Origin of the sequence: Actinacidiphila yanglinensis (assembly GCF_900107965.1) — a bacterium.
Lineage (GTDB): Bacteria > Actinomycetota > Actinomycetes > Streptomycetales > Streptomycetaceae > Actinacidiphila > Actinacidiphila yanglinensis.
This window is the reverse complement of the sequence record NZ_FNVU01000013.1, coordinates 25340-42397: the sequence shown is the minus strand read 5'-3', so window position 1 is coordinate 42397 and position 17058 is coordinate 25340. Positions and strand designations below refer to the sequence as shown.

Here is a 17058-nt window from a genome sequence, read left to right as displayed (position 1 = left end):
TCAGTCTCCGGTGGTCGTCAGCCGCGGTACGGCGTTGAGCAGGGTTCGGGTGTAGGGGTGGGCCGGCCGGGTGAAGACGTCCTCGACGTCGCCCGACTCGACGACGGCGCCGTCCTTCATCACCAGCACGCGGTCGCTGAGGTGGTGCACCACCCCGAGGTCGTGCGAGATGAACAGGTAGGCCAGGCCCAGGTCGCGTTGCAGGTCGCGCAGGAGGTCCAGGATGCGGGCCTGGACCGACACGTCCAGCGCGGACACCGGCTCGTCGCAGACCACCACCTCAGGCTCCGGCGCGAGCGCCCGGGCGATCGCGACGCGCTGGCGCTGCCCGCCCGACAGCTCCGCGGGCCGGCGGCGCAGCATGCCCGCGTCGAGCCCCACCAGGTCGAGCAGGTCCAGCAGCCGCTCGCGGCGGCGCGGGCCGCGCGGCACCCGCGCCACCCGCAGCGCCTCCGCCAGCACCCGTTCCACGGTGTGGCGCGGGTCGAAGGACGCCAGCGGGTCCTGGTGGATCACCTGGAGGTTCCTGCGCTCGTCGCGCTGCTCGGCCCGGGACAGCGCGCTCCAGGGCCGGTCGCGCAGCGCCACCGTGCCCGCGTCGGTCCGCTCCAGGCCGAGCACGATCCGCGCGGTGGTGGTCTTCCCCGAGCCGGACTCGCCGACGATGCCGAGCGTCTCGCCTGCCGCGAGCGTGAAGGACACGCCGTCCACGGCCCGGCGCTCCACCCCGTCGGCGCCGGTGAAGGAACGGGTCAGATCCGCTGCCCGCAGCAGGACGGTGCCGGGCGCGGGGCGCTGCCGGCTGCGGGTGCTCGCCCGCGGGCGCGCGGCCGGCGCGGGCGCCGGGCTCAGCCGGGCGCCCCGCGAGGCCGCGGAGGGCACGGCCGCCAGCAACTCCCGGGTGTAGGGATGCGAGGGACGGCGCAGCACCTCCTCGGTCGGCCCCTGCTCGACGATGCGGCCGGCCCGCATCACCGCCACCCGGTCGGCGATCCGGGAGACCATCGCCAGGTCGTGGCTGATCACCAGCAGCGCGCGGTCGGCCGTCTTGACCTTCTGCAGCAGCTCGACCACCTGGGCGGCGACGGTGGCGTCCAGTGCCGTGGTCGGCTCGTCGGCGATGACGAGGTCGGGATCGCAGGCGATCGCGGAGGCGATGAGGGCACGCTGGCGCAGCCCGCCGGACAGCTCGTGCGGGTACTGGCCGGCACGGAAGGCCGGTTCGGGGACGCCGACGGACTCCAGCAGCGCGAGCACCTTCTCCTCGCGCTGCTCCCTCGTCAGGGGAGCGTGCAGCCGCAGCGGTTCGGCGATCTCCCGGCCGACCGGCCGCAGCGCGTCCAGCGACGAGAGCGCGTCCTGCATCACGAACCCGATGCGCGCGCCGCGCACCGAGCGCCACGCGGACTCGGAGAAGCGGCCGGAGTCCTGCCCGTCGAAGGCCAGCCGCTCGTACTCGACGACGGCGCCCTGGCCGGTGAGGCCCGCCAGCGTGCGGGCGGTGACGCTCTTGCCCGAGCCGGACTCGCCGACGAGCCCGAGGCATTCGCCCCTGGCGAGGCTGAACGACACGCCGTCGACGACCGGTGCGGCCCGGCGGCCGCCGAAGCGCACCCGCAGCCCGGCGACCTCCACCAGGGGTGCCGGGGGCGCGGGTTGCGGCGCGGAACTGGTGCTCATCGGCCCGTCCTTCCTTCGGAGTGCCGTTTCAGCGCACGCCCGGCCACCGTCACCGACAGCACCGTCAGGGTGATCAGCGCACCGGGCAGGGCGACGAGCGCCCAGTCGTTGGAGATGAAGGGGACGGCGGTGGACAGCATCGAACCCCACTCCGGCGCGGGCGGTTTGGCGCCCAGGCCGATGAAACTCAGGCTGGCGCCCACGCCGATGGCCGTGCCCGTCCCGATGGCCGCGAGCACCATCAGGGGCCGTACCGCGTTGGGCAGGACGTGCCGCCGGATCACCGCGGAACGGGACAGGCCCAGCGCGGTGGCCGCCTCCACGTACGCGGACCGGCGCACCACATGGGTCTGCGCGCGCACCATCCGGGCGTAGTACGGGATCGTCGCCACCCCGACGGCGACGAGGGCGTCGACGGTGCCGGCGCCGAGCAGGGCCACCACCACCAGGGCGAGCAGCAGTTCGGGGATCGCCAGCACCACGTCCACCAGGCGCATCACCAGGGACTCGGTGAACCGCGTGCCCAGCCCGGCCAGCAGGCCGAGCACGGTGCCGCCGGTCACCGCGATCGCCGTCGCGCCCAGCCCCATCTCCAGCGAGGCCCGGGTGCCGTGCACCAGGCGGGAGAACAGGTCGCGGCCGTCCTGGTCGGTGCCGAGGATGTGCGCCGGCGAGCGGAAGGGGGCGAGGAACCCCGGCCCGCCGCCGGGAGCCAGCGGGTCCTGCGAGGTCAGCAGCCCCGGCGCGAGCGCGGCCACCACCAGCAGCACCAGGAAGGCGACCGCGAGGACGGTGCCGACCCGCGGCCGGCGCGACCGCAGCCAGGCGGCCGCGGAGGCGGCGCGCGCTCTGCCGGGTGGAGGAGCGGACGCGGGCTCGGGCAGCGCGTCGGACACGGACGGTGCGATCGTCACAGCGTCACCACCCGCGGGTCCACCAGGGTGTAGGCCACGTCCACGACGAGGTTGACCACCACGTACACCAGGGAGGTGAAGATGATCACGCCGACGACCAGCGGGATGTCCTTGTTCGTGGTCGCGGTCAGCATCAGCTGCCCGATGCCCTGCCGGTTGAACAGCGACTCGGTCACCACCGCCCCGCCCAGCAGCCAGCCGACGACCGCTCCCGACATCGTCACCAGGGGGATCAGCGCATGCCGCAGCGCGTGCCGGAACCGCACCCCCGCGTCCCGCATGCCGCGCGCCCGCGCCGTGAGCACGAACGGCTGCTCCAGTACGTCCTCCAGCTCCGAGCGGAGCACCTGCGCGAGGATCGCCGCCACCGGCAGCGCCAGCGTGAACGTCGGCAGCACCAGGGAGCGCAGCCCCTCCTGCCCCGACACCGGGAACCAGCCGAGGCCGATGGAGAACACCAGCAGGAGCAGCAGGCCGATCACGAAGGTCGGCATCGAGGCGAGCACCAGCTCCCCGCCGCTGCTGGCCGCCCCGATCCACCGGCGCCGCCGCTTGGCGGTCAGCACCCCGACGCCGACCGCCAGGACCAGGGCCACCACGACGGCCCCGGCGGCGAGTTCCACGGTGCCGCCGAGCTGCCCGGCGATCGCATGGGTCACCGGCACCCGCTGCTGGTAGGACTCGCCGAGGTTGCCGTGCAGCAGCCTGCCGAGGTAGTCGGTGTACTGCCGCCACAGCGGGTGGTCCAGGCCGTAGTCGCGCCGCACCTGGTCGAGCACCGCCCTGGTGGGGTCGGCACCCTGGCCCGAGACCGTGGACAGGGCCGCGTCGCCGGCCGTGCCGTGCAGGGTGAAGAAGGAGGCGGTGGCCGCGCCCCACATCACCCCCACGCCGGCCAGTGCCCGCCAGCCCAACCGGCGGGCCAACCGCGCCGCCCTCATCGCGACAGCCACGCGTAGGTCAGCAGCGGGGTGCCGTGCGAGGTGTCCACGACGACGTCGTGGAGCTTCTTGCTGAACGCCCACAGCACCGTGTTCTGGTAGACCGGCAGCCCCGGTACGTCGGTCACCAGGCGTTTCTGCGCCTGCGCGTACAGGGAGGCGAGCTTCGTGGTGTCGGTGGTCTGCCGGGCCTGCTCCAGCACCGTGTCCAGTGCCGGGTCGGAGAGCCGGGCCAGGTTCTGCCCGAGGTGCTGGGAGTTCGGGATCTGGCTGGAGGCGTACTTGATGTACAGCACGTCGGGGGTGTTGGTGTGCCACACGCCGGAGAGCAGGTCGTAGTCGCCCGCGTACCGCTGGGTCGTGACCTGCGTCTGCGGCTCCAGCTCGATCCGCAGTTGCACGCCGAGCTTCTTCAACTGGGCCTGGAGCAGCTCATAGACCGGGCTGACCGTGGTGGCGTTGGACACCGGGAGGGTGAGCGAGAGGGTCCTGCCGTCCTTGGTGCGGACACCCGACGCGTTCCGGGTACCCCAACCCGCCTTGTCCAGCAGGGCGGCCGCGGCCTTCGGGTCGTAGCCGGGCAGCGCGGCCGACGGGTCGTAGAACTCGGTGACCGAGTCGAGGTAGCTGCCCGCCGGGGGCCGCTGGCCGAACTGCGAGGTGGTGACCAGGGCCTTGCTGTCCACGCCCTCGACGAGGGCCTTGCGCACGTCGACGTCGCTCAGCGGCGCCCTGGAGGTGTTGAAGTCGAAGGTGAAGGGCCAGCCGATGCGGTTGACGTTCTCGTAGACGAACTCGGAGTTCGCCGCCAGGGCCGGGCCGTTCTGCGGCGGCACGTAGCCGGTCATCTGGTACTGGCCGCTGACCAGCGAGTTGTAGCGCACCGGGTCCTGGCCGATCCAGGAGACGTCGACGCCGTCGAGCTCGGCGGGCCCGCTCTGCCCGAGCGCGGGCGGCCCCCAGTCGTAGCCGGGCCGCCGCACGTATTTCGCCCCGACGTTCGGGGTGTACGACTTCAGCTCGAACGGGCCGGAGCCCACCGGGTGCGCGCACAGCTGCGCGGGGGTGTCCTGGGTGATGGCCCGGGGGGACTCCATCCCGAGCCAGCCCTGCGCCAGCACGTAGAGGAACGGGCTGTACGCCGTCTTGAGGTGCACCTCGACGGTGTGGTCGTCGATGACGGTGCTGTCCTTGTAGGGCGCGATGTACGGTCCGGCCAGCGGCGACCGAGTCGCCGGGTCCAGCATGTGCGCGAAGTTGACCACGACGGCGTGCGCGTCGAACGGCGTGCCGTCGGCGAAGGTCACCCCCTGCCGGAGCGTGAAGCGGTACGTCCTGCCGTCGGGCGAGATCTTCCAGGCGCTGGCGAGCCAGGGGGTCGGGACGCCGTCCTTGCCGAGGTAGGTGAGGTTGTCGAACTGCAGGTGGCCGAGGATCTGTTCGGTGTCCGCGGAGATGGCGTGCGGGTCCAGGCAGAGCGGGTCGGCCGACATGGACAGCTTCAGCGTGCCGCCCTTGACCGGGGTGCCCCCGGCGTTGAGCACCTGGCCCGGGGTCGCGGTGCTGCGGGTGCTGCCGGAGCCGCCGGCCGTCGCGGAGCGGCCGCCGGGCGCCGACGTGCTGCAGCCGGCGATCAGCGCGACCGCGCCGCACGCGACGGCGGCCCGGCGCAGGAGTGTTCTCACAGGGGTTCTGGGACGGTAGACGGGCAGGGTGGACACAGGGGTCTCCTCGGACGCGAAAGGGTCAGGAGGGAGCAGGCGGGAGCAGGAAGGGAGCGCACAGCCGGGTGGGCGGCCGGGTGGTGGGGACGGCCCGGCCGGGCGGATCGGAACCACCGGCGCGGTGCGCGGGACGGCGTACCCCGGCGGCGGTGCGCGCAGCGCTGCGCGCGGGAGGAAGGCGGAACTGCCGCCCCGTCGGCGGGACCCGGCGCACCGGGAGGGCGCGGGCTCGGCGTGGACGGGCCGCACCGGCCGTCCGGCTCGGGATCCGGGCGTCGCGGGGCGCGGGAAGTGGCGGGACGGCCGGCTGGAGCTGTCCGGTGGACCCGGAATCGTGGCACAGGCGTCCGGGCAGTGACTCTAGGCGCGGCGCTGCCCGGACCAGAAGGGTCGACGGGCAGCCGCCACGAACTCGCAATGCCGCGGCAACAATCGGGCGGGGGAGGAGGTGCCGTGCCCGATTGCGGGCCGCGCGGGCCCCGGGGCGCCGTCTCGGGATCAGCCGGTCGCGGGGATCGGGCGTGCTCGGGGTCAGCCGGTCGCGGGGACCCGGCGCGCTCGGGTCAGCCCGTCGCCGCTCCGCCCGCTTCTTCCGTGGCGGGAAGGGCGAGGGACGCCGGCCCGGCGGAGCGGTAGGTGGCGGCGACCTCCACGAAGACCTGGTGCAGCGCCCGGGTGGCCGGGGGCACCGAACCCGCCAGCGGCCGCTGGATCACCAGCAGCACCTCGTCGTCGTCGGTCACCAGCGGCCGGAAGGTGATCACCCCGGACCGCTCCAGCGGGTCCCCGCGCACGCTGTAGTCGGGCAGGATGGTCGGGCCGAGCCCCTCCGCGACCATCAGCTTCCCCATCTCCGCGCCGTCGGTGGAGTAGGAGAACAGCGGGCTGCGTCCGTGCAGCAGCCGGTGCACGTAGCGGTGCATGAGGTACCCCGACCGCATCACGATCAGCGGCTGAGCCAGCAGGTCCTCCACCGTCACCCGGTCGCGCGCCGCCAGCGGGCTGTCCGAGCGCAGGCAGACCACCGCGTGCCCGCGCAGCAGTTCGGTGCTGTGGAACCCGGGCGGGATGTCGTCCCCGCGCAGGTAGTTCACCAGCCCCAGGTCCAGGTCGCCCTCCAGCAACGACCGCTGGAGCGCGGCCGGCTGGACGCCGACGACCTCCAACTGCGTCTCGGGGTGCGCCGCGCGGAACGCCCGTACGGCCGGCACCAGCAGCGGGACCGTGGCCGCGTGCACGGTGCCCAGCCGGATCATCCGGCTGGTGTGGTGCTGCTCGTCCGCCGCCCGCCGCAGGCCCTCCACCGCCTCCAGCACCCCCGCGATGTGCGGCAGCAACTCGCGGCCCTCGGCGCTGATCTTCGCCCCGGAGCGCCGGCGGTCGAGGATGTTCACGCCCAGCTCGCGCTCGAGGTTGCGGACGGTCTCGCTCAGCGCGGGCTGCGACAGGTGCAGCGCCTCCGCCGCCTTGCGCAGCGACCCGAGCCGGGTGACCGCTTCGATGTACTCCAGCTGCTCGATCCTCATGACGCCCCTCCCGGCGGGCACCCCTTCCCGACCCCGGTGCAAGGGAAACCCTGTCACCACTTCGCGGATCCCTAATATACGGCGGGCGCCTCCCGTGGTTACGCTGACCTCGATCGAATCGCGCCCCACCTGGGGGAGACGACGTACGAGAGGCGGTGACGACCGGTGCGGGATCTGTGGGAGCTGACCTGCCGTCGTCATGTGGACCTCGCCCGCGTCTCCAGCGCGCTGTGTCGTCGAGGCCGGTGCCGGCAGCCCCGGATCTGATCCGCGGCCGGCGGGCAGCGCGAGGGTACGCAGGTGGCGCCCGAGCCGATCGGGCCGCACCGCGCCCGGCGCCCCGCCCTCCGTGGCACCGCAACCCGTTCCGTCCCTGAGGCTCCGCCCGCACGTGGCCCGCGGCCCGATGTCGCGCCGCGGCCGCGCGGGCTTTCCCCCGCCTCCTGGTACCTCGCCCGGTACCTCCTCCGCACTTCCTTCCCGCCTCCCGGCGGTCCGCCGTCCGGGACGGCGCCGGCTGCCGCCGCCGACCGCGCCGGCATCCCACGGCCCACAGGAGCACTCGCGATGGCCACCATCCTCTCCGTGTCCGGAAGCCCGTCCGCCACCTCACGAACATCCAGGCTGCTGCGGCACCTCGACCGGGAACTCGCCGCGCAGCACCACCGGGTCGTCCCGCTGGACGTCCGCACTCTCGACCCCGGGGCGCTGCTCGGCGCCGACGTGTCCCACCCGCACATCGCGCGGGCGACGGAACTGTTCGCCGAGGCGGACGCCGTCGTGATCGGTACCCCGGTCTACAAGGCGGCCTACTCCGGGCTGCTGAAGTCCCTGCTGGACCTGCTGCCGCAGCGCGCCCTCGCCGGGAAGACGGTCCTGCCCCTGGCGACCGGCGGTACCACCGCCCACGTGCTCGCCATCGACTACGCGCTCCGGCCGGTGCTGTCCGCGATGGGCGCCGGCCACGTCGTACAGGGCTGGTTCGTCCTCGACCGGCACATCACCCTGCTCGACGACGGTGGGGTCGCCCTGGACACCGAGGCCGCGGCGGGCGTCGGCCGGGCGCTGCACGCGTTCGTCCGCGCCCTGGACCGGGCGCCGGACACCGCCTCCGCCGCGGGCAACCCCGTTCCCACCGCGGCCTGAGGGGAACTTCCGCCGGGGCGGGCCGAGGCGATGAGCCGGAGCCGGACCGGAGCCGAACCGCAGCCCTGACGGAAGCCGCACCCACCGTACGAAGGACACGAAGGAGCACCGTGAGCGCACCCGGCACCCGCCCCGACCGCATGACGGCCTCGCCCGAGGATCCGGCGCCGCCCGACGGCACCGCGCCGCCCGCCCACGTCATCGCCGGCGACGGGGAAGCGCTGGCCGTCGCCGCCGAACTGGCCCGGGACTTCCGCACGGACGCCGCGCGCCGGGACGCCGAGCGGCTGCTGCCGCGCGCCGAACTCGACCGGCTCTCGGCCGCCGGACTGCTCGGCATCACGGTGCCCCGCACGCACGGCGGCGCCGAGGTCCGCATGCGGACCCTCGCGGAGGTCTTCCGGCTGCTGGCCGCCGCCGACGCCAGCCTCGCGCAGATCCCGCAGAACCACTTCGTGTACGTCAACGTGCTGCGCCGCCAGGGCACCCCCGCGCAGCAGCGGTTCTTCTTCGCCGAGGTGCTGGCCGGGCGCCGCTTCGGCAACGCGCAGTCCGAGGCCGGCACCAAGCACGTCCAGGACATCAGGACGCGGCTCACCCCGCGCGAGGACGGCGGTCACCTGCTCGACGGCGAGAAGCACTACTCCACGGGCGCCCTGTTCGCCCACTGGATCCCGGTGCTGGCCCGCGCCGAGAACGACGCCCTGCACGTCGCGTACGTCGAGCGCGACGCCCCCGGCGTCACCGTGGTCGACGACTGGAACGGCATGGGCCAGCGCACCACCGCCAGCGGCACCGTCCGGCTCGACCGGGTGGAGGTCGCCGCCGACCGGGTCGTGCCGCACCACCTCACCTTCCTCGGGCCGCAACTGCACGGCGCCACCGCGCAGTTGCTCCACGCCGCGATCGACGCCGGCCTCGCGGCGGGTGCGCTGGAGGAGGCCGCCCTGTTCGTCCGCACCAAGAGCCGGCCGTGGTTCGAGAGCGGGTACGAGACCGCGGCCGAGGACCCGCTGCTGATCCAGCGCTTCGGCGAACTCGGCCTGCAACTCAGGGCGTCGAACGCGCTGCTGGTCGCGGCGGCCGACGCCGTCGACGCGGCCGCCGCCGACCTGGACGACGACACCGCCGCCGAGGCGTCGATCGCGGTGTCCGCGGCGAAGGTGCACGCGGCGCAGGCCGCCGTGGACATCGCCGGCGCGCTCTTCGAGGTGGCCGGCACCCGCTCGGCGTCCGACTCCCTCAACCTGCACCGCTACTGGCGCGACGCGCGCACCCACACCCTGCACGACCCGGTCCGCTGGAAGGTCCAGCACATCGGCCGGTACGTGCTCGACGGCACCCGCCCGCCCCGGCACGGCCTCATCTGACCCAGCGAGGAGCTTTCCCCCGTGAGCCTCACCTTCCACTGGTTCCTGCCCACCTACGGTGACAGCCGGCACGTCGTCGGCGGTGGCCACGGCCTGCCGGCGGGAGCGGCCGGCGGGCAGCGCCCGGCCGACCTCGGCTACCTGTCCCAGATCGGCCGCGCCGCCGAACAGCTCGGCTTCGTAGGGGCGTTGACCCCCACCGGGGCCTGGTGCGAGGACGCGTGGCTGACCACCGCGATGCTCTCCCGCGAGACCGAGCGGCTGAAGTTCCTGGTCGCCTTCCGCCCGGGTTCGGTGGCGCCCACCCTGGCCGCGCAGATGGCCGCGACCTTCCAGCGCCACGCGCCCGGACGGCTGCTGCTCAACGTCGTGACCGGAGGCGAGAGCCACGAGCAGCGCGCCTACGGCGACTTCCTCGACAAGGAGGGACGGTACGCGCGCACCGGGGAGTTCCTCGACATCGTCTCCCAGCTGTGGCGCGGCGGGTCCGTGACGTTCGAGGGCGAGCACCTGCGGGTGGAGAACGCCGAACTCGCCCGCGTCCCCGACCCGGTGCCGCCGATCTACTTCGGCGGGTCGTCCCCGGCGGCCGGACTGGTCGCGGCCCGGCACAGCGACGTCTACCTCACCTGGGGCGAGCCGCCGGCGCAGGTCGCGGAGAAGATCGCCTGGATCCGCGGGCTGGCGGCCGAGCAGGGGCGCACGGTCCGGTTCGGCATCCGGCTGCACGTCATCACCCGCGACACCGCGGACGCGGCGTGGGCCGAGGCGCAGCGCCTGCTCGACGGGTTCTCCGACGACGCGGTCCAGGCCGTCCAGGCGGGCCTGGCGCGCAGCGAGTCCGAGGGGCAGCGCCGGATGCTCGCCCTGCACGGCGGCAGCCGCGACGGCCTGGAGGTGGCACCGAACCTGTGGGCCGGGATCGGCCTGGTGCGCGGCGGCGCGGGGACGGCGCTGGTGGGCAGCCACCGGGAGGTCGCCGACCGGATCGCGGAGTACAGCGCTCTCGGTATCGAGGAGTTCGTGATGTCGGGCCACCCGCACGTGGAGGAGGCGTACTGGTTCGGCGAGGGGGTCCTGCCGCTGCTCGCCGCGGACGGCCTGTGGGTCCACCCGTCGGCGCCCGCCGCGCGGCAGCAGAGCGGGGTCGGGGTGCCCTTCGCGACGGGGGTCACCCGCTGACGGGGGCGGGGGTGCCCGTCGCGACGAGCGGCACCGGCACGGGGGAGGGGCGGCGCGATCGGGGGGCCCGGGGCCGGCCGCGTGCGTCGCGCTCATGGCCCGCCCCCCCGGCTCAGGACGGCGGCGGCACCGCGTGGGCGAAGCCGTTGCGGTAGGCGGTCGGGGACACCCCGACCCTCCTGGCGAAGTGCTGCCGCAGCGACTCCGACGAGCCCAACCCGCTGCGCCGGGCGACCTGTTCCACCGGCAGCGTGGTGGACTCCAGCAGCTCCCTGGCCCGGTCGACGCGCTGGTGGAGCAGCCACTGCAGGGGGCTCAGCCCGGTCTCGGCCCGGAACCGGCGGGTCAGGTGGCGCACGCTGGTGTGGGCGTGCGCGGCCAGGTCCTTCAGGGTCAGGTCGTCGCCGAGCCGTTCCAGCGCCCATGCCCGGGTCTCGGCGAGGGCGGTGCCCTGCTCCGGCGGTGCGGGTGACTCGATGAACTGCCGCTGCCCGCCGTGCCGGACCGGTGCCACGACGGCGAGCCGGGCGGTGCGGTTGGCGACCGCCGCGCCGTGGTCGAGGCGGACCAGGTACAGGCACAGGTCGAGGCCGGCCGCGACGCCCGCCGAGGTGAACACGTCTCCGTCGTCCGTGTAGAGCACGCCGGCACGGACGTCCACGCGCGGGAAGCGCCGGGTGAACTCCTCGCTGTAGGGCCAGTAGGTCGTGGCGGGCCGCCCGTCGAGCAGCCCGGCCGACGCCAGCGCGAAGGCGCCGGTGCAGATCGACGCGATCCGCCGCCCCGAGCCGGCCGCCCGGCGCAGCGCGTCGAGCAGGTCGGGGCCGAAGCCGTCGCGCCGGCCGGACCCGGTGACGATCACCGTGTCGGCCCCGCGCAGGGCGTCGAGCCCGTGGTCGACGACCACGCGCACGCTGCCGGTGGTGACCAGGACACCCGGCTCGGCGGTGCACACCACCACGTCGTACGCCGGGGCGCCGCCGATCTCCACGGCGGAGAAGACCAGTTCGGGGATGGTGAGGTCGAAGGCGGTCACCGGCGGCACGGCGACGACGGCGATGCGGTGCATGTCCGGATCCTTGGGCTGCTTGGCATTCGGGCCACTACTGTACGGCGCGGGCGCGCCCGACGATGGAGGCCGGCCACCAGGCCGCCGTCCCCGTACGAGGAGTTGCCATGCCGCTGAAGGTCGTCGTCGGAGCCGGGGCCACCGGAGTTCCCACCGCACTGCTGCTGGCCGAGGCCGGTCACCGGGTCCGGCTGGTCAGCCGCCGGGGGACCGGACCCGACCACCCGGGTGTGGAGACGGTGCGCGCCGACGCCACCGACACCGCGGCGCTCATCGGGATCGCCCGCGGCGCGCAGACCCTCTACAACTGCGCGATGCCGCCCTACGACCGCTGGCCCGAACTGTGGCCGCCGCTGGCCGGTTCGCTGCTGGCGGCCGCGAGCCGGACCGGCGCGGACTACGTGATGGTCGGCAACGCCTACGGATACGGCCCGGTCGACGGCCCGATGACCGAGGACCTGCCGCTGGCGGCCACCACCGCCAAGGGCCGGGTACGCGCCCGCATGTGGCAGGACGCCAAAGCGGCGAACGACGCCGGGCGGGTGCGTGCGACCGAGGTGCGCGCGCACGACTTCCTCGGTCCCGGGGCGGTCTCGTACTACTCCCTCACCGTGCAGCCGGCGGTGCTCGCCGGAGCGGACGCGACGTTCTTCCCGGCCGACCTGGACGCACCCCACTCCTGGACGTACACCGTCGACACCGCCCGCACGGCGGTCGCGGCCGGCGAGAGCGAGGCGTCCTGGGGGCGCGCCTGGCACGTGCCCAGCACCGCCGACGTCTCGCTGCGCCGGCTCACCGGGATCCTCGCCGAGGCCGCGGGCACCGGGCCCGCTCTGGTCGCGATGACGCAGGAGCGGTTCGCGGCTCTCGCGCAGGCCGACCCGGTGGTCGCGGAGGTCGCGGAAATGCTCTACATGGTCGAGCGGCCGGCGGTGCTGGACAGCGCGGAGACCCGCGGGTTGCTCGGCGTGGCCGCGACGCCGCTGGCGGACGTGGTCGCGGAGATCGTGGCGCATCGTGGCGGAGCCGGGTGACGGCGCTGATGGCCGCTGGACGAAAGAGAGCATTCGTGATCGTCTTCGGGCATGAGTTCTTCGATCCGCCATGTCACGGTCGACGCCGCCGACCCCTTCGTTCTCGCGGGTTTCTGGGCCCGGGCCCTTGACGGCACGCTGGCCGACGACGACTTCGCCGGTGACCCGGAGGCCACCGTCACGACGGCGGCGGCCACCCTCCTGTTCGTCAGGGTCGAGGACCGCAAGTCGGTGAAGAACCGTGTGCACATGGATCTGCGGCCCGAGGACCGCACCCGGGACGAGGAGGTCGAGCGTCTGCTCTCCCTCGGCGCCACGCTCCAGGGGGATCACCGCAGGCCCGACGGCACCGGGTGGGCGACGCTGTGCGACCCGGAGGGCAACGAGTTCTGCGTGGAGCGCAGCGCTGCGGAGCGCGCGAAGGGTTGAGGTGGGTTCCTCGCGGGCCGCCGTCAGCGGGTGGGCGACGGCAGCCTGCGGGGCTCGACGCGTTCCTCCACCGCCCGGTCGCCCTCCCGCCTGACCAGGTAGGCGCCCTTGCCCGGAACCTCGGCCACCGCCTCCACGAGGTCCGTTCCCCGGTAGACCAGGCCCACTCCGTCATCCGTGCAGTGCGCGGTCGGCAGGGTGCCGTCCGCGACGAGCCGGTGGATCAGCGGCCGCCGCCCCTCGTCCACGTCGTAGTGCACGCCGTTGCCGTAGGGCAGGAGAGCGAGACCGTTCGTCAACGGGCGCAGCTCCGGCCCGAACGAGTCGGTCGTGCCGCCTTCGAACCAGCACAGGGATCCCGCGCTGACGCCGCTCAGCACGACGCCTTCCTGCCAGGCGCGGCGCATGATCCGGTCCAGGCCGTGCACGCGCCACACCGCCAGCAGATTGGCCACCGAGCCGCCCATCACCCAGACGACATCCTGATCCAGCACCGCTCCCTCGACGTCCTCCACGTTGGGCATGGGGAACAGGTGCAGTGGTGTCAGCTCGAATCCCGCGACCCGGGCCGCCTCGCCCATACGGGCCGTGAAGTGCTCGGCGTCCCCGATCGCGGTCCCGACGTACATGACGCGTGGGCGCCGGCCGTGCACCCCGGAGAGGTCGACCGCGTGATGCACCAGGGCATCGAACTCCACCCGGGTGCGTCCTCCGACACGGTGCCCGCCGGAGGTGGCGACGATGGTGGGTTCTGATGCGGTCATGGCGTTGATCGTATCGACGGCACGCGGACGGGGTGCGCCCGGTCCTTGGTCCTTCCGCTCATGCTCTTCCACCGGATGCGGTTGATCGTGTGCGCGGTCATCGCCGAACACATCACCGGCCTGGGCCCGGTGGTCAGCGGTCGTCGGCTGCTGCCTCGCGGGCGCGGGAGGCGTGGCTCGGCCTCCCCTGCGAAGGTGGAGCGGAGACTGGTTGCGGTCAGGGCGCGGGGGACCGGGACTGTAGAGTCGCGATGTGCTCGTTGGATTGGTGTGCGCGCTGGGCGCGGCGATGTGCTTCGGGACGGCGTCGGTGTTCCAGGCGGTCGCCGCGCGGAGTACGGCGGGCGGGGTGGGGACGGCGGGCGTCGACGCCCGCCACGTCGCACGCGTGATGGGCGAGGGTTGGTACGTGCTCGGCCTGTGCCTTGACACGGCGGGATTCGGACTGGAGCTGGTCGCCCTGCGTACGATCCCGATCTACGCGGTCGGCGCGGCGCTGGCATCGAGCCTCGCCGTGACGGCCGTCGTGGCGTCTCGGATGCTCCAGACGTCATTCGGGCGAGTGGAGTGGGCCGCGGTGGCCGTGGTGTGCCTCGGTCTGGGGCTGCTCGCGGCGGCTTCCGGCAGCGGGGGGCACGGGTCCGGGACGCCCGCCCTGCGCTGGGGCACGCTCGTCGCCGCCGGGCTCACGCTGGTCGCAGGGCTGGCCGCGGGTCGGCTGCCCCGCCGCCGTGCCCGGTCAGCCGCTCTCGGGCTGGGCGCGGGCCTGGGCTTCGGCGTGGTGACGCTGGCTGTACGGCTCATACCCCATCTGTCGCCCGGCGCGATCGTGTCCAACCCGGCGACGTACGCCGTGCTGCTGGCCGGCGGCGCGGCCTTTCTGCTGTTCACTTCGGCCCTGCAACACGGCTCGGTGACCATCGCGACCACGGCCATGGTGCTCGGCGAGACGTTCGGCCCCGCGATCGTGGGCGTGGTGGCGCTCGGCGACCGCACCCGCCCCGGCCTCGCTCCGCTGGGGGTGGCGGGCTACGGCCTCGCCGTCCTCGGCGCACTCGCACTGGTTCGGTTCGGCGAAGGCGGCGCCCCACCGCACCCCACGCCCTCCGACCACGTCCGCCCGGTCACCGTCGAAACCCGCTGACCGGCGTCGGCCGTGCGGCAGCTCCGCCTCTCGGCGCGGTGGCCGCGACAGCCCAGGACCTGCCCGCCCGTGCCCCTCATCTGAGGGCGGCGTCGGACGGAGCGAGCGTGCGGATGAGTCCGTCGAGTTCCCGCTGTTAGTTGGTCAACCCCGCAAGGGTCGGAACCACGACTCTTCCCGCAGTTCGAGTGCCACCATGAAATCGGGGCTCAGACGCTCATCGAGCCACGCCTCCAGCCACTGGGGAAACGTCACGGTAGGTAATCCCTTCGTGGGCCGCGGTGGGCGCCGATAGGCTCGGCGGGTGATCAATATGGCGGTGTGTGGTGACAGCAGGAACGTCGTGGCCAGCGCCAAAGCCGGTGTGGATTGGACGGCCGGCTTCGCGCATCTGGATCCGGGGGAGTTCCCGATGCTCTGGGCCCTGACGCCGTATGGGGACGCGGTCTTCAACCAACGGCAGGTGCCGCTCCTGCTGTCGGAACTCGACCGGCTTCCTTCCGGGTTGGACGGTGCCTGGGTCGGGGAGGCCCGCGAGCTGTGCCGGGTCGTCGAGCGCGGGCTCCACCTGTATCTGTGGTTCATCGGCGACTGACTGCCGGCTGTGCGGGTTCTGGGGCCTGAGGCAGTTCCACCGCTCTCACGCGACGAATCGCGTGGCAGAGGACTCTGCTGGCATCAGAGCACGGGTCACCTCTCCCGGATTCTCTGCCGCCACCACGCTTCGGCATGCCATGAACCGACAGACGCCGCCGCGGGATCGGGCAGAGTGCGCCGAAGGAACTCCGCATCCAGCGCGGTGACTTTCTTGCGGAGCCCCGCCCCGGCCACAGGCGGAATTCGCCGGAGCGCTTCTGCGAGGACGTCCCGGGCCTCCGTCGGATCGCAGCAGGGACAGTAGTCACCAGGCAGGTAGAGATACCGGCCGGGCCGGCGGAGGAACCGCTCGTACTGGTGCAGGGCCTCGGCGACAGCACCACGCCAGAGATATCTGGCTTCGAGGCGATCGATGGATGCCTTGGTTCGGCGAGAAACGCCCGGAACCTGGCGGACAGGGACAGCATCACTGCGGGACGGCCATCGCTGAGCACGGATGGCGCCGGGCGGCTTACGCGCCATCGGCCTTTCGGGTCTGCGTCATGATGCACATCATGCCAGGCCCCGGACGTCTCGTCAGAGCTTCGGCCCCTCCGTACGACGACCCGGGGTTCGCCGGCTTCACCACCACGGACGGCGCGCGACTGGAATAATGTGCCGCCCAACTGGCGTGCGGAAGGGGCGAGTTGTGACTGAGCGGCAGCGTTCCACCGCGTTACCCCCTATCAGTGGCGGCAGCCCGCGGCAGGTGTCGTGGGCCTCGGACATCCGCGAACGCTATGTCCGCGCACGATGGGGCGGCCGGGGGACCGGTGCCGCCGACGATGCCACCCGGGCGGTGCTGGCCCGACTGACCTCGGCCCGGTGGTGGATCGACAACCGGGACCGTATCGACGCCGCGCTCGCCGAACGGAACCCCCTCCCGGCGATGACCGGAGGCACCGAGCAGGCCCGCCGCGCGGCCACCAGGATCAGGGCCGAGCTGGTGGGCAAACGCTGGGGCAACGCGATCCCCCCGGGCGTGCTGGACGCCCTGCGCCGGCTCACCGACGCCGAATGGTGGGTCAGGAACGCCGTCGGGGACGGCCGTCCGCAGGCGATCGACCGGGCCGTGGGCGCGGAGGTTCCCGAGCACGACCGGAGGCAGATGGCCCTGCCCACGTACGGTCCCCCCAAGCCGGCCCACACCGGCCGGTGCGAGGATCAGCCCGCCTATGCCGCTGCCTTCGCCAAGGCCCTGAACGCCGCGTCGCGCAGCGGGGACAGCCGTTCGCTCCAGTGGGACGACGGACCCCGGTTGCCTGGCGCCTCCTGCTGTTTGAGTCTCGGCTCCACCCTCGGCGGGCGCGAGGGCAAGCGCAGATGGCTGGAGAACCGGGCCGCCGAGATCCGCCGCGGCAGATTCCGACGGCCGACTATCGAGCAGGCGAGGGCACAGGCCCGAACGGAACTCGCCAGGTTCGAACGGAATCTGGACGGGTGGGGTTGAGCTCCACCGGTCGGATGCACGGGAACGCCGCGCAGGGGTAGGGGGTTGG

At 73.5% G+C, this 17058-nt stretch carries 16 protein-coding genes; 9 read left to right on the top strand and 7 right to left on the bottom strand.

Translation table 11 applies throughout. The annotated features are described in order from the left end of the window. The 5 genes from C4U44_RS26540 to C4U44_RS26520 all read right to left on the bottom strand — a co-directional run bounded on the left by C4U44_RS26540 (nt 1) and on the right by C4U44_RS26520 (nt 6785). On the bottom strand, nt 1-1680 hold the full coding sequence (locus C4U44_RS26540; protein ID WP_103888550.1) for a dipeptide ABC transporter ATP-binding protein: 1680 nt from the start codon (nt 1678-1680) through the stop codon (nt 1-3). Beyond that, nucleotides 1677-2594, bottom strand: a complete 918-nt coding sequence (locus C4U44_RS26535) for an ABC transporter permease (RefSeq protein ID WP_235032367.1) — start codon at nt 2592-2594, stop codon at nt 1677-1679. The genes C4U44_RS26540 and C4U44_RS26535 overlap by 4 nt, the downstream gene beginning before the upstream one ends. Then, nucleotides 2591-3547 carry an ABC transporter permease gene (locus tag C4U44_RS26530; protein ID WP_200823410.1) on the bottom strand — a complete coding sequence of 319 codons (957 nt, stop codon included), beginning with the start codon at nt 3545-3547 and terminating at the stop codon, nt 2591-2593. Before C4U44_RS26530 ends, C4U44_RS26535 begins: the two co-directional genes overlap by 4 nt. Continuing rightward, complete coding sequence (locus C4U44_RS26525) at nt 3532-5220, bottom strand: ABC transporter substrate-binding protein (protein WP_146088345.1); 1689 nt, start codon at nt 5218-5220, stop codon at nt 3532-3534. Before C4U44_RS26525 ends, C4U44_RS26530 begins: the two co-directional genes overlap by 16 nt. A 602-nt stretch (nt 5221-5822) precedes the next feature. Then, nucleotides 5823-6785, bottom strand: a complete 963-nt coding sequence (locus C4U44_RS26520; protein ID WP_103888548.1) for a LysR family transcriptional regulator — start codon at nt 6783-6785, stop codon at nt 5823-5825. Between the two features lie 165 nt (nt 6786-6950). Between C4U44_RS26520 and C4U44_RS43665 the strand changes: the two genes are divergently transcribed. From C4U44_RS43665 to C4U44_RS26505, 4 genes are all read left to right on the top strand, one after another. Next, nucleotides 6951-7052, top strand: coding sequence for a putative leader peptide (locus tag C4U44_RS43665; protein ID WP_407642891.1), 102 nt, complete (start codon nt 6951-6953; stop codon nt 7050-7052). Between the two features lie 300 nt (nt 7053-7352). After that, nucleotides 7353-7931 (top strand): NADPH-dependent FMN reductase, encoded by a 579-nt coding sequence (gene ssuE, locus C4U44_RS26515; protein ID WP_103888547.1) that lies wholly within the window; start codon nt 7353-7355, stop codon nt 7929-7931. Nucleotides 7932-8071: 140 nt separating this feature from the next. After that, the gene (locus C4U44_RS26510) at nt 8072-9301 is read left to right on the top strand and encodes an SfnB family sulfur acquisition oxidoreductase (protein WP_103888694.1); all 1230 of its coding nucleotides are present in this window, start codon (nt 8072-8074) and stop codon (nt 9299-9301) included. Between the two features lie 21 nt (nt 9302-9322). Then, nucleotides 9323-10483 (top strand): LLM class flavin-dependent oxidoreductase, encoded by a 1161-nt coding sequence (locus C4U44_RS26505; RefSeq protein WP_103888546.1) that lies wholly within the window; start codon nt 9323-9325, stop codon nt 10481-10483. Between the two features lie 112 nt (nt 10484-10595). Here C4U44_RS26505 and C4U44_RS26500 read toward each other — a convergent pair whose 3' ends face one another. Further along, nucleotides 10596-11552, bottom strand: a complete 957-nt coding sequence (locus C4U44_RS26500; protein WP_103888545.1) for a GlxA family transcriptional regulator — start codon at nt 11550-11552, stop codon at nt 10596-10598. A gap of 107 nt (nt 11553-11659) precedes the next feature. On the opposite strand from C4U44_RS26500, the gene C4U44_RS26495 reads away from it, so the two are divergent. Both C4U44_RS26495 and C4U44_RS26490 read left to right on the top strand, forming a co-directional pair. Next, a complete protein-coding gene (locus tag C4U44_RS26495) occupies nt 11660-12586 on the top strand; it encodes an NAD-dependent epimerase/dehydratase family protein (RefSeq protein ID WP_103888544.1) in 927 nt (308 codons plus the stop codon). 51 nt (nt 12587-12637) lie between these two features. Next, entirely contained in the window at nt 12638-13015 is a 378-nt protein-coding gene (locus C4U44_RS26490; RefSeq protein ID WP_103888543.1) for a VOC family protein, read from the top strand. 23 nt (nt 13016-13038) lie between these two features. Here C4U44_RS26490 and C4U44_RS26485 read toward each other — a convergent pair whose 3' ends face one another. Continuing rightward, nucleotides 13039-13779, bottom strand: coding sequence for a Type 1 glutamine amidotransferase-like domain-containing protein (locus C4U44_RS26485; RefSeq protein ID WP_103888542.1), 741 nt, complete (start codon nt 13777-13779; stop codon nt 13039-13041). Nucleotides 13780-14032: 253 nt separating this feature from the next. Here C4U44_RS26485 and C4U44_RS26480 point away from each other — a divergent pair, with 253 nt between their 5' ends. From C4U44_RS26480 to C4U44_RS26465, 3 genes are all read left to right on the top strand, one after another. After that, the gene (locus C4U44_RS26480) at nt 14033-14923 is read left to right on the top strand and encodes a hypothetical protein (protein ID WP_235032366.1); all 891 of its coding nucleotides are present in this window, start codon (nt 14033-14035) and stop codon (nt 14921-14923) included. 313 nt (nt 14924-15236) lie between these two features. Beyond that, nucleotides 15237-15518 (top strand): hypothetical protein, encoded by a 282-nt coding sequence (locus C4U44_RS26475; protein WP_235032379.1) that lies wholly within the window; start codon nt 15237-15239, stop codon nt 15516-15518. A 750-nt stretch (nt 15519-16268) separates the two neighbouring features. After that, the gene (locus tag C4U44_RS26465) at nt 16269-17009 is read left to right on the top strand and encodes a hypothetical protein (protein WP_146088344.1); all 741 of its coding nucleotides are present in this window, start codon (nt 16269-16271) and stop codon (nt 17007-17009) included. Nucleotides 17010-17058 lie beyond the last annotated feature (49 nt).